Raw genomic sequence first — 17,813 nt, 5'->3', positions numbered from 1 at the left:
GTGAAGGATTTATTGCGGAATTGCCGAAGGGTTAAACAGATGATTTACTTCACAAAAAAGCCGCATTGCTTTGGTGCAATGCGCATGAAACTTGCACTAAAAAGGAGAATACGGATAAAACGTCGATCTGGCGCACAAAAAAAACGCCAGCATAACGTTCATGCTGGCGAGGAATATCAGAAATTAAAAGTTAAATTACAGGCTGCCCATGTGAAATGTTTTTTGCTCCAGATATTCGTCAATGCCATATCGCGACCCTTCGCGACCTATCCCGGATAATTTCACGCCGCCAAACGGCGCGACTTCCAGCGAAATGACGCCGGTATTAAAACCGACCATGCCAAACTCCAGCGCTTCCGCCACGCGCCAGGCTCGACGGATATTTTCAGTAAAGAAGTAAGCGCCGAGACCAAAGGGTGTGTCATTTGCCATCGCCAGCGCCTGTTCTTCATCATCAAAGATAAACAGCGGAGCCACCGGTCCAAAGGTTTCTTCCTGCGCGATGCGCATCTCACTCGTGACCTGTCCCAGCACGGTGGGCTGCACCCACGTACCGGGGTCGTTGCTGATGCCACCGGTCAACAGCGTTGCGCCTTTTTGCAGCGCATCATCAATGTGCCCGTTGACCTTCTCCACCGCGGAGGTATTGATCAACGGCCCGATAGTGCTGCCAGGGGCAAAACCATCCCCGACCTTCAGGGTCGCCACCGCGTCCAGCAGTCGGGCGGCAAAGCGTTCATAGATGTTACGCTGCACCAGAATACGGTTGGCACACACACAGGTTTGTCCCGCATTACGGAATTTGCTGGTCATCACGCCTGCGACGGCAATCTCGATATCCGCGTCGTCAAAGACAATAAGCGGCGCGTTGCCGCCCAGCTCCAGACTCAGGCGTTTAATGCTGTCAGCGCACTGCTTCATCAGCAGCTGGCCCACGCGCGTTGAGCCGGTGAACGAGATTTTACGCACCAGACGGCTTTCGGTCAGCGCGGCGCCGATGTCTGTCGGCATGCCGGTGAGCACCTGTAAAACGCCTGCCGGGAAACCCGCGCGCTCGGCCAGCACGGCCAGTGCCAGTGCAGACAGCGGCGTCAGGTCAGACGGTTTAACGATAATCGGGCAGCCTGCCGCCAGTGCCGGTGCGACTTTGCGGGTAATCATTGCGATGGGGAAATTCCAGGGCGTAATCGCTGCCGCGACGCCAACCGGTTGTTTCAGGACAATAATGCGCCGGTCGGTCGTTGGGGCGGGAATGGTGTCGCCATAAATCCGACGCGCTTCTTCCGCAAACCATTTCACAAAACTGGCACCGTAGAGCACTTCACCGCGCGCCTCCGCCAGCGGCTTGCCCTGTTCTGCCGTCATGATGATGGCCAGATCGTCAGCGTTATCAAGAATAAGCTGATGCCATTTTTCCAGCAGCGCCGCACGGGTGGCATTGGGGGTTGTCGCCCATGCATGGCGGACCGATTCGGCACAGGCAATTGCCGCCTCCGTTTCCTGGCGACCTAACGCCGGTACGCTAGCCAGCGTTTCGCCCGTAGCCGGATCGTTAACGGCGAGCGTTGCGCCCTGATAACCGTGTTGCCATTCACCGGCAAACAGCGCCTGCTGGCGCAGTAGTGTGTGATCTTTCAGTTGTATACGTGACATCGCATCCCCCTTTTTCAGTTCTCTTCACTTTATCGGTTGGGGGAAGCGCAGGATGTTGTTATTGGCAGCCAGAAAGCGTTCGCTATGGCGAATGACGGCCGAAAAAAAATTTTATGCCGTCAGGGCGCAACGCGGAGTCAGATTTGAAAGTCGATTACGGGCTCATCATCGCCTGCCGTAGAGAGCGCCTGCGCTTTAATTTCTTCAAGCGACAGATTCGCGTTGCACAGCTCAAGGAACTGCCAGACGTAATTGCGCTGCAGTTGTCCCCGTTTCAGGCCCAGCCAGACGGTGTTGGCGTCGAACAGGTGAGTGGCATCCAGCCGGACCAGCTCTCCGCCCGGCTCTTTTTCACAGGCCTGATCGGCCAGAATACCGACGCCCAGCCCGAGTTTGACATAGGTGCGCACCACATCGGAATCCTGAGCGCTGAGCACGATATCCGGCTTTAAGCCGGCGCGCTGAAACGCGCTGTCCACCCGGGAGCGGCCGGTAATGCCCTGCCGGTAGGTAATTAACGGATGCTGACTGAGAGCATTCAGTGAGACCGGCTGCTGTTGTGCCAGTTCATGATCGCGCGGGACCAACAGTGCATGATGCCAGCTGAACCAGGGAAACGCGGCCAGGCTGTTATTATTCGCCAGCATTTCACTGGCAATCCCGACATCCACCTCACCGGCCAGTAGCATATTCACAATTTCCTGCGGCGATCCCTGATTAAGTTCAAGCCGGACATTAGGATAAAGCTGGCGAAAGGACTTGATGACCGGCGGCAGGCTGTACCGGGCCTGCGTGTGTGTGGTGGCGATAGAGAGAATGCCGCTGGATTCGTTCGTGAAGACATCGGCCAGGCGACGCACTTTACCAGCTTCATCGAGAATGCGTTCGGCGATGGTAAGCAGCGCCTTGCCCGGCTCCGTCATACCAAGCAGGCGCTTGCCACGGCGGACAAAAATTTCGACGCCAAGCTCATCCTCCAGATCGCGAATATGACGGCTGACGCCTGATTGCGAGGTAAACAGCGTGCTGGCGACCTCCGTGAGGTTGAACTCCCGCCGCGCGGCTTCGCGAATAATTTTAAGTTGCTGGAAATTCAAAATATTTACCTCTCTTTACGCAATCTGATCATTCGATAATAAAAACGCTTATCGATAACCTGAAATAATAAAAAAGATTTATTTATGCGTTTGAAGCATATAGAAGGCGGCAGGACGCACAGAGAGGACAGCCTGGAAGAGGAGAAAAGGCAGCGGCGCGGTTTTACGCGCCCTGCTTGAGAGGGATAAACAGAACGCTGTGTTTAGCTGACCAGAGTGAGTTCGCGTTTTTCAGTCAGTGGCTTGTTGAGCAGCGACAGCAGAATATTTTTAACGGCCTGTGCGGGTGGCGATAACGGCAAGCGGTGTGAAAGATTCAGTGACAGCGGCAGGCTGATGGTCGGGCTGGTGATCCGCGCCATCCAGGCCTGGGTTGAACCAACCAGCGCTCTGGCCGCCGATTCAGGCAACACGGTCACGCCCATCCCGCTGGATATTGCGGCGGTGAGCGTCGAAAGCGATTCGATCTCGCCAATAATGCGCGCGCTCAGGCGGCGCAGTGAGAAAGCCTCATCAACCCGCTGGCGCACGGCGCTGTAATCACGCGGCAGAAACAGGCTCATCTGGGCTACCTCGGCCAGATCGACGTTGGCGCCAGGGCAGGCGGTTGCGCCGACCAGATAGAGATCTTCTTTCAGCAGGGGCACGCTGTTGATGCCCGCCGTGGGGGCGCGGTCATACAGCACCGCCATATCCAGTTGCCCGCTGATGATGTTGTCATTCAACGCACTGCTGCTGTTTTCATGCAGGTAAATCATGATATCCGGGTACTGTTCCCGTACGGTTTGCAGAAGCGGCATAGTTAACGCGGATGCAGCCGTGCCCGGTGCCAGACCGATTGACACCTGCCCCTCCACCACCTGACCGGCATTCATCACCGCAGACTGGGCCAGCTCACACTGCCGCAGAATGACGCGTGCATGGCTGTAAAGCAGTTTACCGGCTTCGGTCGGTGTGACGCCGCGTTTGGTCCGGTTCAGAAGCTGCTGTTCCAGCTCGCCTTCCAGCGTAGCAACCTGCTGGCTCAATGCAGGCTGAGCAATATGCAGCACTTCTGCTGCCTGTGTCAGGCTACCGATATCGACGATTTTCACAAAGTATTTCAGCCGTCTTAAGTTCATCTTGCCTCCGTCGCTACGTCAAGGTGTCTGGCTGGTCGCTACTCACCAGCCTGCATAAGAGGGAATTGCAAGATGCAGACCAGGTTTATTCAGTTTGCAAAATATCTTTGAAAATTTTTCTAACAGTCGGATAAAAAAGCGTTTCCTGTTACCTCTAAAGAGGTAATCCCGGACGACTGCCAGACCTGCTTTTCCCATTCATGTCGCCCTGCACCGCAATAGTGCGCAACATGACAGACCAGCGTGCAGGGATGGTTAACAGGCAATCTTCATCGAGGATGAGGCTTGATGACCGGGAAATCCCCCCACCTCTCCGGGGCAGGGTTTATCCGTAAAAGGCGGGAAACGTAACAGGTTTAGCAGACCGCCGGGGCGGCGTTATTGCGGCCCGGCAGACGTGCAAAGACGCATTAGTTAAAAGGAATAACCGAAACGTTTCGTACCCTGTTTTTTCTTTTAACAGGATCGCGAAACGGGACGACGTAAACGCATTTGTGATGTAGCAAGGCGGCGGTGGCGCTTAGTCCCGGGCGCAGGGTGAACGATGTGACCGGGATAAGCGCCTGCCGCCAGCGCCGCTACAGCGCCAGGGCGGCAGCGTATTCAGCGTTTGGCACGGTTGCGTCGCATATCGATGGTCACTGCGGCGACGATGATGATGCCTTTGATGATATCCTGGATATACGCATCTACCCCGACAAACGTAAAGCCGCTTTTAATCAGTCCCAGTATCACCGCGCCTATCAGCGTGCCGGTAATGCGCCCTACGCCGCCCATCAGGCTGCTGCCGCCGATAACCGCCGCGGCAATCGCATCCAGCTCATAGCCCACGCCCATGCTCGACTGGCCGCTACTGACGCGCGCTGCCAGTACCACGCCCGCCAGGCCGGACAACGCGCCTGCGATGGTATAGACAATAATCAGGTATTTATTGACGTTGATACCGGACACTTTGGCCGAGGTCATATTACCGCCGATGGCGTACACGTATTTGCCGTAGCGGGTATGTTTCAGTGCGATGTGGAACACCAGCGCAACCACCAGGAAGATAATGACCGGCATTGCGCCCTGGCCAATCGAGGTGAACCCGTCAGAGAGAAAACTGATAGGGTTACCCTGGGTGTAATACTGTGCCAGTCCACGGGCCGACACCATCATGCCCAGCGTGGCAATAAACGGGGGAATACCGGTACGGGTAATTAATACGCCGTTAATCAGACCGCACAATAACCCTACCCCAATGCCGGCCCCAATCGGCACCACCGCGGGCATGTTCACCAGTGACGGAAACATCGGGGTCAGCGTATCTGAAGTTTGCGCCAGACTGGCGGCTACAACGGCAGTGAGCGCGATAACCGACCCGGAGGACAGATCGATACCGGTGGTAATAATGACCTGGGTCACGCCCACAGCAATGATGCCGATAATGGCAACCTGCAGGACGATAAGAATCAGACGATTGGTGTTCATCAAAAAGGACTGATCGCGCACATACCAGCCAAACATTTCGAAAATTAACGCAATGCCGACCATCACGACAAAAATGCCGGTATCTTTTGGCAGTTTCTGACGTAAATGCGCAAAAAAAGAGGGTTGATGCTGAGGAGCCTGCGTGGCCGTTGCTTTCATATTACTCATCGTGGTTTCGCGCCTCATTCGGATGCTAACGACAAAATAGTTTCCTGATCGGCCTCGTCTTTATCGAGGATGCCGGTAATGCGCCCACCATGCATCACCATGATACGGTCACTCATGCCCAGAATTTCCGGCAGCTCTGACGACACCATAATGATGGCAACTCCACGGTTGGCCAGTTCACTGATCAAACGGTAAATCTCTGCTTTCGCCCCGACGTCAATTCCACGGGTTGGCTCATCAAGAATCAGGATTTTGGGTTGAGCCAGCAGCCAGCGGGCAATCAACACTTTCTGCTGATTCCCTCCGCTCAGGTTATTGATGATTTGGTCCATGGTGGGAGTTTTGATATTCAGACGGCGGATCTGATCCATGCAGTCCTGAGCCATTTTCACATGACTGACAAAACCGCCTTTACCGCTGTATTCAGGCATGTTGACGATGCTCATGTTCTCTAACACCGACAACACCAAAAACAATCCGGACTTCTTGCGATCTTCTGTCAGAAACGCCATTCCTTTTTCGATGGCGACCGACGGCGAATCAATAGCGACCGGCACACCATCAATCAGGATTTCGCCGCTGTCGAAAGGCACCATGCCAAACAGGCTTTCCATCACTTCACTGCGTCCGGCACCGACCAGACCCGCCACACCGAGAATTTCCCCACGGCGCACGCCAAAGCTGACGTCGGAAAAGCGGTCCTGACAACTCAGATGACGAACGGTGAGCACCTCTTCCCCAATCGCATTATTGAATTTCGGGAACAGCTGCGTCAGCTCACGTCCGACCATTTTGGTAATCAGCGACTGACGCGTGAATGCGCTGGTACTGTCGCTGCCCACCCAACTGCCATCGCGGAACACGCTGATTTCATCCGTAATGGCGAAGATCTCATCCATTTTGTGACTGATATAAACGATGGCTTTGCCCTGCTCGCGCAGATCACGAATGATGGTAAACAGATGGGCGACCTCGGTTTCCGTCAGGGCGGAGGTGGGCTCGTCCATGATCACAATGTCCGAGTTCCAGGACACCGCTTTGGCGATCTCCACCATCTGCTGTGACGCAATACTGAGTTCGCCCACCAGCCGATCGGCTTTCAGTCTGATGTTCAGGCGGCTTAACAACTGCTGGGTTTCTTCATTCAGTCGGGCGTGATCGACAAAACCAAACTTCACCGGCTCCCGTCCCAGCCAGATATTCTCTGCGACGGTCATATGCGGCACCAGGTTGAGTTCCTGATGAATCATGGAAATACCGGAACGTAACGCATCCATGGTGTCCCTGAACTGCACTGGCTCCCCTTTAATTTTAATGGAGCCCTGATCGGGACGGTACATCCCGATCAGGCATTTCATTAAAGTGGATTTGCCCGCGCCATTTTCACCCATCAACGCATGTACCGTTCCCGGACGCACACGTAACGACACATTATCCAGTGCCTTCACGCCCGGAAAGAACTTGCTGATGCCTTCGGCTTCAAGCGCAAACGCGGTCATACATCACCTCCGTTCCACAGGTTCAGGACGTTTATTTTTGGTTCATGCTGGTGTATTTGGTGTAGTTGTCTTTGGTGATCAGCTGGAACGGGATATCGACGATCTTTTGCACTTTCTCACCTTTGACGAGCTTAACCGCCGTTTGAACGGCACCTTCACCCTGTCCTTTTGCGTCCTGGAACACGCTGGCGACCATTTTGCCGTTCTTAATCATCTGCAGCGCATCGGGCGTACCATCGACACCGGCGACCAGAATATGTTTATCGTTTTTACCCAGCGCCTGAATGGCACCGATGGCCATTTCGTCGTTGTTTGACGCGATGGCGTTGATATCGTCTCCGGCGGTCATCCAGTTACTCACGACGTCCACCGCATCGTTACGGCTAAATTTCGCCGTTTGCTTTTGTACCACTTTAATATTCGGGTATTTCGCCACGACCGCTTCCACCCCTTTGGTGCGCTCGCGGGTGGATTCGTTCGCCAAATCACCCAGCAAAATAGCCACGTTACCTTTTCCGTTCATGGCTTTTGCCAGCGCTTCCATCTGCAGACGGCCCGCCAGTTCGGAGTCAGAACCCACAAACGCCATCTTGTCACCCAACTGCGCCTGGGGTTTGCGGTTGACGAACACCAGCGCCACACCCGCCTTAGATGCCTGATCGATAATCGGTTTCACCGCGTCGGTGTCCACCGGGTTAACAATAATGGCGTCGACGCCCTGACCAATAAAGTTTTGTACCTGCTGAAGTTGCTGCGCGACATCGCCTTTGGCATCTTCAATCTGGCCTTTTACGTCATCCTTTTTCATCTCATTTTGTATAGCATTACGCACAATGGTCAGGAAGTTATCGTCAAACATCGCCATCGAAACCCCCACGGAAATATCTTTCGCCATCGCAGCGGCGGGCAACATGCAGGCTAACAGTGAAGCAACAATCGTTTTTTTGATGTTCATAGGGACCCTTCTTATTTGTTAACTTGCTAGCGACTGACCTGTTGAATGAAAAATATTTTTTACATTCATACCGCCTCGCTGGCGTTTTTAATGGAAAATTTGAGGTAAGACGACTACGTTGACGCTTTTCTGACACTCCCACCACTTTTCTTATCTTCATGATTTCCATAAACATGCGCTACAGGCGACGCGGACACATCTCAGAACATTCCATTTTGTCGCCGCAAACAGTTTATTTATTCCATAAATTACGTTTTTGAAATTTTTATCATAAAAGCACTGAAACAAGTGTTTTGATATCGTCAAATAACAAAAATTTGACATGCGTCTAACATCTACCCGGAAATGGGTTTAAAGTGAGATCCTGTTAGCAGTTTGAAAAGCAAGCGAATGCGTCAGATCTTCGCCAATGCGCTGCTTTTACACGCACTTGAACGCAAACCGTTAAAGAGTGCTTTGACATCCCGTACTGACGCCGCTACTATTCGCCCCGTTCCAACAATTCCTCTGTAGTTCAGTCGGTAGAACGGCGGACTGTTAATCCGTATGTCACTGGTTCGAGTCCAGTCAGAGGAGCCAGATTGAGAAAAGCCCGCTCAGGGAAACCTGAGCGGGCTTTTTGTTTGGTGCGCTTTTGTGAACGCTTGCAGGACATATGTCCCGTTCGACGGCCCTTACGCGGGAGTGAGGCGTCGATGCAGAGTGAGGACGGCCAGCAAGAAAGAGAATAAGCCCTGTCACTGACGCTGCGGCTGTCTATCCGCTGCGGTGAACGGCGCTTTACCCCTGTTCAGGCTGCGTCACCGTTGCGCAGTGCACAGCAAACGTGCTCGCGCTGAGCGTGCGCCAGACGGCGATGCGGATCGTCATTAAAATTCAACGATGATATTGTTCTTTGGAATGCTACAGCACGACAGAATGTAGCCCTCTTCCACATCCTCATCGGTGATGCCGCCGTTGTGGTTCATCTCGACGTCGCCGTCCAGGCACTTCACCTTACAGGTGCCGCAGATGCCCATGCCGCACGCTTTTGGAATATGCAGTCCCAGTTTGGCCGCGGCGGCGTGCACGGTTTCGCCGGGGGCGATTCTGACGCTCTTGTCGCTTTGGGTGAATGCCACGCTAAGCAGTTCTGAACTGCACAGCGCGTCGGCCATTTCAGCGGCCTCTTCGGCCTCCTGTTCGACCTGCTCCTGCACGACCTCTGGTGTGGCACCAAACGACTCTTCGTGATAGCGCGTCATGTCATAACCGACTTCCTGTAACAGCGTTTTAATCGCGCGCATGTACGGTGTCGGGCCACAGCAGAAAATCTCGCGGTCCTTGAAATCCGCAGCAATCATTTGCAGCATCGCCAAATTGAGGAAACCGCTGAAGCCGGACCAGCACTGGCCCGATTCGTACCGCTCACAGATGATGCTCAGTCTGAAATTGGGGATACGCGCCGTCATGTTTTCCAGATCGCGTCGGAAAATAATGTCTTCCGGCGTTCGTGCGCTGTGCACAAACACCATGTCCACATCCGCATTGGTATCAAAATACCAGCGCGCCATCGACATCATGGGCGTAATGCCCACGCCGCCAGAGAGGTACAGCACCTTGTTGCTGGGATAGTCGATGCAGTTGAACTGCCCTACCGGACCATGTACTGCCAGATTCATGCCCTCGCGCAGTGTGGCATGTAACCAGTTCGAGACCACGCCGCCCGGCACCTGTTTTACCGAAATGGAGAAGCTGTAAGGCACGGAGGGCGAACTGGAGATGGTATAGGAGCGGAAAACCGTTTCATTCTCGATCAGCAGTTCCAGCGTGACAAACTGCCCCGGTTTGAAAAAGAACATCACCGGCTGCTCTGCCATAAAGCAGAAGGTTTTCACGTCATGGGTTTCCTGTATCACCTTCACACAGCGCACCGCATGGCGGCCATTGGTCCAGGTTTGTGTTGTGACAGGCTCAAAAGCATTGGTATTCAGTACGGTGATATTTCGGTCTGACATACGTTTCATTCCCATCAGAAGTGGAGAGTTCAATTGCCTGTCTGACTGGCGACATCGCAACAGGCTTTTGAGCCGGTAAGCCTGATTTTCCGTTTAACCCTGTTTCAGCATTTAGTTATTCGCGACACGGAAATGCTTAAAAAAACCGTCCCGCTAAGAAATTTCGCGCGCACGTCTTTAACAGAGGGGATGGATGTCGCTGGCAGAACATTGGCGTGCGCGTAACCCGTGCAGCATGGACGTCACCCTTAGCCGTTACGCGTGTATCAACGTCTGGCCTGACGGAAAATTTGGGTGGTTGGCATCCTGTTACGCCTGGAAAGGCGCAAAACACTCTCCTTAACCGCGCGGGAAGATCACTATGAGCCATAACGATCTGCTGAATATCACCTGTACAAGCCTTGTCGATGCGAACGACCGCATACGCGATTTGCTCGAAAAGCGTCAGCCCAACTACTCGCTGCCGCAGGCGCTTTATAACGACCCGACTCTGTTTCGCATTGATATGGAGGCGATCTTTCAGAAAGAGTGGCTGTTTGCCGGAATGAGCAGTGAAATCCCGAAAAAAGGGGACTACTTCACCCTTGAGGTGGGTCAGAACCCGGTGTTGGTCTTGCGGGACGCGGAAGGTAACATTAACGCCTTTCATAATACCTGCCGTCATCGCGGCTCCAGACTCTGCTCAAAAGAGCGCGGCAAAGTAGCGAACCTGGTGTGTCCCTATCATCAGTGGACCTACGACCTGAAAGGCAATCTGTTATTTGCCGGCTCGGAAATGAATCAGGCATTTGATATGAAGCAGCACGGGCTGAAAAAGGCGCACTGCAAAACCGCCGGCGGCTTTATTTTTGTCTGTCTGGCTGATGCGCCGCCACAGTCTGACTTTGACGCCTTTCTGGCCACCCTGGACGAATATATGGCGCCCCATGACGTGGAAAACACCAAACTGGCGGCAGAATCGCACATGTACGAAAAAGCGAACTGGAAACTGGTACTGGAGAATAATCGCGAGTGCTATCACTGCGCCGGAAGTCATCCTGAACTGCTGAACAGCCTGCTGGAGTGGGACGATACCAACGATCCGCGCGCGCCGCAGAGCTTCCACGATTACTACAATAAACAGGCCGCACGCTGGGACGAACAGGGGATTCCCCATCGCCACCAGAGCTTTGGCCTGCGTAACCGCATCGTGCGGATGCCGCTGAAAGAGGGCACGAAGGCGATGACCATAGATGGTCGCGAAGGCTGCACCAGACTCATGGGGCGTTTTTTGAGTCACGATCAGGGTTCCATGCGCATCCTGCACCTGCCGAACTCCTGGAACCACATGCAGAGCGATCACTTTATTGTGTTCCGCGTGTTGCCCCTCTCGGCGCAGGAAACGATGGTCACCACCAAATGGTTTGTGCATAAAGACGCGGTAGCGGGTGAAGATTTTGATCCCGAGAAACTGCGTGCCGTCTGGGATGCGACCAATGAGCAGGATCGCGTTCTGGGGGAAGAAAACCAGCGTGGGATTAACTCTGTCGGCTATCAACCGGGCCCTTATTCGGAAACCTATGAGTTCGGCGTGATTAACTTTATCGACTGGTACAGTGAAACCATCCTCAAAAACGTGAAAGACTGATGATATTCCTGCCTGGCGAGGATCAAGCCAGGCAGGATCAGCGTTGCCCTAGCGAATCACCCCCTCCTCCAGCAGCAGATCAAAGACCGCCTGCGCCATTTCCTCTACCGGTTTATTTTGCAAAACCTTTCCGCCGTCGCTCTGTGATTTGGCGGTTGCCGCTTTAAAGCGGTCAGCAGCCGTTTTGGCTTTGATCTTTTTGAGACGCTTCGGCCGTTTGACCGCCGGGGCAATCTGCCATTCCGCTCTTGCCGCATCCCGCACCTCAACGCCCGGCTGCGCCATAATCGTCGCCCGGTTTGCCGGACCAAAGGCGACCTGACGCGGTGCGCAGGCGGCCATGTCGACGCTGGCGATAAACGGCAGCGCAATGCGTAGCAACCGGCGCTGTCCTCGCGGCAGTGCCTGTAATACTTCGGCATCGGTGCCGTTGAGGCTGACGATTTCCGCCACGCCGACCACCACCGGCATCGCCAGCGCTTCCGCCAGCAGAAAAGGCAGCATACCGGACGACTCACCCCGCTCCGACCGGCCGCCGGTCAGGATCACGTCCGGCTGATCCTGACTAAGGTAATGGCTCAATACCGCCACCGCGTCGCCCTGTTCGTCCATGGCGAGCACGCGCAGCGCCTCCACGCCCATCCCGGCATAGCTGCGCAGCGCCGCATCATGCGGATCGCCCGCATGCAGGACTTCCAGGGTGTCCTGCGCCAGCGTCAGCCCAAGCTCTACCGCGCGGGCGTCCTGTTCTGCCCGACGGGCGCGTCCGGATTCCGGATGCCTGCCCACCGACACCAGCGCGGTGATACGGCAGCCGCTGTGTTGCACATTATGCTGCATGATGTAACTCCTCTTTGCGCCAGTCACGCACCCGCCGTGCCAGCGCTGCCAGAACCTCATCACTGTCGGCAATCACGCTGAGCGAGGCGCGGCTGACCATATCACAGCCGGGGTCGGTATTAATGGCAATCACCCGGTCACACTGCGCAATGCCCTGTAAATGCTGTACCGCGCCGGAGATGCCCACCGCCACATAAACCCGTGCCGTTACCCAGGTGCCGGTGGCCCCTACCTGACGGAAACGCGGCATATGACCGCTGTCCACCACGACACGGCTTGCGCCTTCGGTGGCCCCGAGAAGCGCGGCCGTGGCATGAAACTGTTCCCAGTTGCCGATGCCATTGCCTGCCGACAGAATGAATTCCGCTTCGCCCAGCGGCACCGCAGCCGGATCGACCGGTATCAGGCCGCAGTCCTCAATACGTTTTGTCCGGATACTCAATGGCCCGATGCTGACCGGCAAGACCTCATGCCGGGTGTCGTCGATCGGTTCGGCGCACTCCTCCGCCAGCAACATCACGCGCGCAAGCGGTCGGGTAATATCCGCGCTGCCGCCTGCGGCACGGCTGATGCAGGTTTCCCCGGTTACGCGCCAGACCTGGGTTGCGGGCCGTTCGCCCGTGCGGGCGGCAAACCTGCAGCCAAGTTCGAAGCCGCCCGCGACGCTGTCCGGGAACAGCCAGAAACGCGGTGCCCACTCTTTTTCAACCGCCATCAGTGCATGAATGCGCTGCTCCGGGCGGTAGCCGGTATAGTGCTCGCCGCTGAGATGCAGCAGGCGATCCACACCGGCCGTCGCAAAGTCCCCTTCACGATGCTCGCCAAACACCACGGCCATCACCACGCCAGCGCCACCAGCATGCTGGATCAGCTGATGAGCCTGGCCCAGGATATCGCGATCGTGGCGGGTAAGGCGTCCGCCGGACATGTCGAGCACCACGGCCACGCAGTAATCGGGCTGCTCCACACGATACAGCGGCCGTTCGACCGGATGATCAGCCCCGGCCAGACGCCGGCTGGCGAGCTGCACGCAGGCATTACCGTTCTCGCGGTCAATGCGCCTGAGGCCAGTCGGGCCGGTAAAGCCTACGCCGTGTGGGTTTTTGCGCAGCAACCCTGACGGGCCGCGGCTCTCCGGCGGCGGCTGACACCGCTCCGCATGGTCGGGATGCAGGCGGTTGCGGCTGATCCACTCAAGGCGCGGATCGCGACGTATGATCGTTTCCATCAGATAACCTCCACAGCAATTTGGCGGTCGCGGATTTTCGCGGGCAGCGGTTTTTTGGGTTCGCTCAGCGCCTCAGCCACCAGTTCGGCGATGTCTTTTACCGCCGGACGTGGCCCGACAACGCCTTCCAGCATCGCGGTACACTGCTGGCAACCGACAGCGATCAGTTCCGCCCCGGTCTCTCTGGCATCCTCCATGCGCATATCGGCGATACGGCGTTCACCAGGAATATCCGTCACCGGCGCACCGCCCCCGCCACCGCAGCAGCGGGAACGAAAGCCGGATCGGGTCATTTCAGACAGCGTGATCCCCAGCTCCGCCAGCACTTCGCGCGGAGCGGCATATTCACCGTTATAGCGGCCGAGATAACAGGGATCGTGCCAGGTCACCTTGCCGCCCTTGTAATCCTTCAGGTCCAGGAGCTGTGCCTTAACCAGTTCGTTGATGAATGTCGTGTGGTGCAGCACCTCGTAGTCGGGCTGCGTGCCAGCCGGATAGTGTTCAGGATATTCATTCTTCAGACAGTGAAAGGCATGCGGATCGGTGGTGACGATGCGGTTAAAACGATACTGTTGCAGCGTCGCAATGTTGCTTTTCGCCAGGCGCTGGAATGTAGCGTCATCGCCCAGCCGCCGCGCCACGTCGCCGCTGTCCCGTTCTTCATCGCCCAGCACCGCAAAACGCACATTGGCGGCCTTAAGAATATTGACGAAGGCGCGCAGGATACGCTGACTGCGCATATCAAACGCGCCGTCCGATACCCAGAACAGCACGTCGGTCTGTTTCACGTCGCGCATCAGCGGCAGGTTCTGGTCAGCCGCCCAGTGCGTACGGCTGCGCGGATTAAAGCCGTTCGGGTTGTCAGTGAGACTGAGGTTTTCCAGCACTGCCGCGCCCTTGCCTGGTGTTTGCCCCTTTTCCAGCGTCATAAAACGGCGCATATCGACAATGGCATCAACGTGCTCGATCATCATCGGGCACTCCTCAACGCAGGCGCGGCAGGTCGTGCAGGACCATAACGTCTCTTCTTTAATCAGCCCCCCGACGATCGGTTGATGCGGCTGGCCGCAGGCCTCACCGACGGGTACACCGGGATAAGGGCTGCCCGCAAAACGGGCATCGTTGCCGCCTGCCATACCGATCACCATGTCCTGAATCAGCTTTTTTGGGTTTAGCGGCTGACCCGCCGCAAATGCCGGGCACATTGCTTCGCACTTACCGCACTGGACGCAGGCGTCAAATCCGAGCAGTTGATTCCATTTAAAATCCGCCGGTTTTTCGACGCCCAGCGTCGGCGCATTGAGATCGACGCTTTTGAGTCCGGTTGAACGTCCGCCGCCAAAGCGTTCCGGCCGGCGATGAAAAGCCAGATGCAGTGCGCCCGCAAAGGCATGTTTCATCGGTCCGCCCCAGGCCATGCCAAACACCATCTCACCCAGTCCCCAGATGATGCCCGCCAGCAGAAGCAGCGCCAGCGCCCAGCGTCCGGCCTCGCCAAACCGATCCGAGATCGGCAATGTGGTGATAAAGAAGGTGAACGCAAACACCAGCAGACTTTTCGGCAGCCGCATCCAGGGGCCACGCGAAAGCCGGGCGGGCGGATTCCGGCGGCGATACCAGACAAACAGCGCGCCTGTAAACATGACGACCAGCGCGGCCGCCAGTACGCCATTGACCAGTACGTTGCTGATGCGAAAGAGGTGAACCGCCAGAATCAGTAACATTGACAGGACAAAGCCACCTGCGGTCGCCACATGGGTGCGCGACATGTATTTATCGCGTGCCACGACATGATGCAGATCGACCAGATAGCGCCGTGGCATGGCCAGCAAACCGCTCAGCAGGGCCACCTTTTCAGGTTGCCCGCGCCGCCAGAGCAGCATGCGCCTGACCATACCGATGAGGGCGAGTATCACTGCGCCAAGCAGTAACCAGGGAAGTAACCGATCGAGTACCATGATGTGCCCTTACCAGACAATTTCTGCGATGTGCAGCGCGCGGGCTGCACGTCAACGACGGCGAATTACAGGTCCTTACACAGACGCAGTGCATCGTAAATCGCGGCGTGGGCATTGCGTTGCGACACGCAGTCGCCCAGGCGCCAGAGGATCATGCCACTGCCCGGCTGCGACAACACCGGCTGCGGTTTGATGTCAAACAGCGCCTCTACATCAATCTGCCCGTTGTTGCGCGATTCGGCTTTCAGCGCGTAGTACAGCGCCTCATCAGGACGCGTGCCGTTCTCGACCACGATCTGATCGACCACCCGCTCCTCTTTCTGGCCGGTATACTCATTTTCCAGCACCGCCACCAGCTTCTCGCCTTCGCGATACACTTTCTCCAGCGCCAGATCAGCGGTCATCACGACCGCTTTTTCATACAGGCTGCGATAGTAGGTTGGGAACGTCGTGCCGCCGATGCCAATGCCGGGTTTGATGTCGCCAGTGACCAGTTCGACTAACGCGCCGCGTGCCGCCAGGAAGTCGGCGGCGGACATGCCAGAGAATTCACAGATGGCGTCGTACACCAGTACGTTTTTGCCCGGCTCCACCACGCCGTTGAGAATGTCCCAGCTGGAGACCACCCTCCCGTCGGCTGCGCCCCATTCCTGATTTTGTTCAAGGAAAGGTTGTCCACCCGTAGCGAGGATGCAGACATCCGGATTCAGGTCCCGGATCATCGCCGTATCCGCTGTCGTATCAGTCATAACGTTAACGTTAAGGCGCGCCAGCTCCATCGCTAACCAGCGCGTGATCCCCGCCATCTGGTCGCGCTGCGGTGCTTTGGCGGCAATGGTGATCTGTCCGCCCAGTTCACTGGCGCGTTCGATCAGCGTCACCTTATGACCGCGCTCGGCTGCCACGCGTGCGGCTTCCAGTCCGCCAGGCCCGCCGCCGATGACCACGACGTTGCGCACAGGGCCGTCGGTTTTGGTAATGATATGCGGCAGCCCCATGTACTCGCGCGAGGTGGCCGCGTTCTGAATACACAGCACATCCAGCCCCATATACTGACGGTCGATACAGTAGTTCGCCCCGACGCACTGACGAATCTGGTCTACCTGATTCATTTTGATTTTGGCGATAAGGTGCGGATCGGCGATGTGGGCGCGCGTCATGCCGACAAAGTCCACATAGCCCGCGGCGAGAATGCGCTGTGCCTGATTGGGATCTTTAATATTCTGCGCATGGATCACCGGCACCGAGACCACTTCTTTAATGCCTGCCGCCAGGTGCAGGAACGGCTCGGGCGGATAACTCATGTTGGGGATCACGTTAGCCAGCGTGTTGTGGGTGTCACAGCCGGAACCGACCACACCGAAATAATCGACCAGGCCGGTTTTATCGTAGTACGCGGCAATCTGGCGCATGTCCTCATGGCTGAGGCCGTCCGGATGGAACTCATCGCCGGTGATGCGCATGCCCACCACAAAGTCCGGCCCCACCGCGTCACGCACGGCAGTCAGGACTTCAAGGCCAAAACGCATCCGTTTTTCAAAGCTGCCACCCCATTCATCCGTGCGCTTATTGACGCGCGGCGACCAGAACTGGTCGATCATATGCTGATGCACGGCCGATAACTCGACACCATCCAGGCCGCCCGCTTTCGCCCGCACCGCCGCTTTGGCGAAATCGCCAATGACGCGCCAGATCTCCTCTTCCTCGATCGTTTTACAGGTGGCGCGGTGCACCGGTTCACGAATACCGGACGGCGACATCAGATTCGGCCAGTTTTCCCCATCCCAGCGTGAACGGCGACCCATATGGCTAATCTGAATCATGATTTTGCCGCCGTGCTGATGCACGGCATCGGCCAGATTCTGAAAGTGCGGAATGATACGATCAGTGCTCAGGTTGACCGAGCTCCACCAGCTCTGCGGACTGTCGATGGACACCACGCTTGAGCCGCCGCAGATACAGAGGCCACATCCCCCCTTCGCTTTCTCTTCATAGTATTTCACGTAGCGATCGGTGGTCATTCCGCCATCCGTGGCGTACACCTCGGCATGGGCCGTGCTGACAATGCGGTTGCGGATAGTCAGTTTATTTATCTTCAATGGCTCAAACAGCAGATCAAACTGTGACATAGCTTCACCTTCACGTAATTCTGATAGCCCGCCGCCAGCCAGCGGTTCCTTCAGGTCATGCGTCTTACGCA

At 56.2% G+C, this 17,813-nt stretch carries 12 protein-coding genes and 1 tRNA gene; 2 read left to right on the top strand and 11 right to left on the bottom strand.

Annotated elements, in window-relative coordinates; genetic code table 11:
- Positions 1–195: 195 nt before the first annotated feature.
- The 6 genes from GC090_RS07785 to GC090_RS07760 form a co-directional block, all read right to left on the bottom strand.
- On the bottom strand, positions 196–1,653 hold the full coding sequence (locus GC090_RS07785) for an NAD-dependent succinate-semialdehyde dehydrogenase (RefSeq protein WP_172912968.1): 1,458 nt from the start codon (positions 1,651–1,653) through the stop codon (positions 196–198).
- 137 nt (positions 1,654–1,790) lie between these two features.
- Positions 1,791–2,750, bottom strand: a complete 960-nt coding sequence (cbl, locus tag GC090_RS07780) for an HTH-type transcriptional regulator Cbl (protein WP_006119660.1) — start codon at positions 2,748–2,750, stop codon at positions 1,791–1,793.
- A 203-nt stretch (positions 2,751–2,953) separates the two neighbouring features.
- Positions 2,954–3,871 carry a nitrogen assimilation transcriptional regulator NAC gene (nac, locus tag GC090_RS07775; protein WP_006119661.1) on the bottom strand — a complete coding sequence of 306 codons (918 nt, stop codon included), beginning with the start codon at positions 3,869–3,871 and terminating at the stop codon, positions 2,954–2,956.
- A 603-nt stretch (positions 3,872–4,474) separates the two neighbouring features.
- Entirely contained in the window at positions 4,475–5,500 is a 1,026-nt protein-coding gene (locus GC090_RS07770; protein WP_369974382.1) for an ABC transporter permease, read from the bottom strand.
- A 23-nt stretch (positions 5,501–5,523) separates the two neighbouring features.
- Positions 5,524–7,008 carry a sugar ABC transporter ATP-binding protein gene (locus GC090_RS07765; protein ID WP_033740365.1) on the bottom strand — a complete coding sequence of 495 codons (1,485 nt, stop codon included), beginning with the start codon at positions 7,006–7,008 and terminating at the stop codon, positions 5,524–5,526.
- 31 nt (positions 7,009–7,039) lie between these two features.
- Positions 7,040–7,963 (bottom strand): sugar ABC transporter substrate-binding protein, encoded by a 924-nt coding sequence (locus GC090_RS07760; RefSeq protein WP_033740368.1) that lies wholly within the window; start codon positions 7,961–7,963, stop codon positions 7,040–7,042.
- 503 nt (positions 7,964–8,466) lie between these two features.
- Here GC090_RS07760 and GC090_RS07755 point away from each other — a divergent pair.
- Positions 8,467–8,542 (top strand) — tRNA-Asn (locus GC090_RS07755).
- Positions 8,543–8,832: 290 nt separating this feature from the next.
- On the opposite strand, the gene GC090_RS07750 is transcribed toward GC090_RS07755, so the two are convergent.
- Positions 8,833–9,960, bottom strand: a complete 1,128-nt coding sequence (locus tag GC090_RS07750; protein WP_110268332.1) for a glycine betaine monooxygenase reductase subunit — start codon at positions 9,958–9,960, stop codon at positions 8,833–8,835.
- Between the two features lie 361 nt (positions 9,961–10,321).
- On the opposite strand from GC090_RS07750, the gene GC090_RS07745 reads away from it, so the two are divergent.
- Positions 10,322–11,587: a glycine betaine monooxygenase oxygenase subunit gene (locus tag GC090_RS07745; RefSeq protein WP_324021284.1), complete on the top strand. Its 1,266-nt coding sequence runs from the start codon at positions 10,322–10,324 to the stop codon at positions 11,585–11,587.
- Positions 11,588–11,635: 48 nt separating this feature from the next.
- Here the strand turns inward: GC090_RS07745 and GC090_RS07740 are convergent, their stop codons facing one another.
- The 4 genes from GC090_RS07740 to dgcA all read right to left on the bottom strand — a co-directional run bounded on the left by GC090_RS07740 (position 11,636) and on the right by dgcA (position 17,742).
- Complete coding sequence (locus GC090_RS07740; RefSeq protein WP_039338057.1) at positions 11,636–12,427, bottom strand: electron transfer flavoprotein subunit beta; 792 nt, start codon at positions 12,425–12,427, stop codon at positions 11,636–11,638.
- A complete protein-coding gene (locus GC090_RS07735; RefSeq protein WP_324021282.1) occupies positions 12,417–13,655 on the bottom strand; it encodes an electron transfer flavoprotein subunit alpha in 1,239 nt (412 codons plus the stop codon). The genes GC090_RS07740 and GC090_RS07735 overlap by 11 nt, the downstream gene beginning before the upstream one ends.
- Positions 13,655–15,613 (bottom strand): (Fe-S)-binding protein, encoded by a 1,959-nt coding sequence (locus GC090_RS07730; RefSeq protein ID WP_033740374.1) that lies wholly within the window; start codon positions 15,611–15,613, stop codon positions 13,655–13,657. The genes GC090_RS07735 and GC090_RS07730 overlap by 1 nt, the downstream gene beginning before the upstream one ends.
- 65 nt (positions 15,614–15,678) lie before the next feature.
- Positions 15,679–17,742, bottom strand: coding sequence for a dimethylglycine demethylation protein DgcA (gene dgcA / locus GC090_RS07725; protein WP_324021280.1), 2,064 nt, complete (start codon positions 17,740–17,742; stop codon positions 15,679–15,681).
- Positions 17,743–17,813: the final 71 nt, after the last annotated feature.

Source organism: Pantoea sp. JZ29 (assembly GCF_035190385.1).
GTDB lineage: Bacteria > Pseudomonadota > Gammaproteobacteria > Enterobacterales > Enterobacteriaceae > Pantoea > Pantoea stewartii.
The sequence above is the reverse complement of the archived record's forward strand: the minus strand, read 5'-3'. Positions and strand labels throughout refer to the sequence as shown.

Bases quoted from the DNA above. Each gene is read 5' to 3' on its own strand.
- GC090_RS07730 (WP_033740374.1), bottom strand. From the start codon at position 15,613: ATGGTACTCGATCGGTTACTTCCCTGGTTACTGCTTGGCGCAGTGATA.
- GC090_RS07740 (WP_039338057.1), bottom strand. From the start codon at position 12,427: ATGCAGCATAATGTGCAACACAGCGGCTGCCGTATCACCGCGCTGGTG.
- GC090_RS07760 (WP_033740368.1), bottom strand. From the start codon at position 7,963: ATGAACATCAAAAAAACGATTGTTGCTTCACTGTTAGCCTGCATGTTG.
- GC090_RS07765 (WP_033740365.1), bottom strand. From the start codon at position 7,008: ATGACCGCGTTTGCGCTTGAAGCCGAAGGCATCAGCAAGTTCTTTCCG.
- GC090_RS07745 (WP_324021284.1), top strand. From the start codon at position 10,322: ATGAGCCATAACGATCTGCTGAATATCACCTGTACAAGCCTTGTCGAT.
- GC090_RS07735 (WP_324021282.1), bottom strand. From the start codon at position 13,655: ATGGAAACGATCATACGTCGCGATCCGCGCCTTGAGTGGATCAGCCGC.
- dgcA (WP_324021280.1), bottom strand. From the start codon at position 17,742: ATGTCACAGTTTGATCTGCTGTTTGAGCCATTGAAGATAAATAAACTG.
- GC090_RS07785 (WP_172912968.1), bottom strand. From the start codon at position 1,653: ATGTCACGTATACAACTGAAAGATCACACACTACTGCGCCAGCAGGCG.
- GC090_RS07750 (WP_110268332.1), bottom strand. From the start codon at position 9,960: ATGTCAGACCGAAATATCACCGTACTGAATACCAATGCTTTTGAGCCT.
- GC090_RS07770 (WP_369974382.1), bottom strand. From the start codon at position 5,500: ATGAAAGCAACGGCCACGCAGGCTCCTCAGCATCAACCCTCTTTTTTT.
- nac (WP_006119661.1), bottom strand. From the start codon at position 3,871: ATGAACTTAAGACGGCTGAAATACTTTGTGAAAATCGTCGATATCGGT.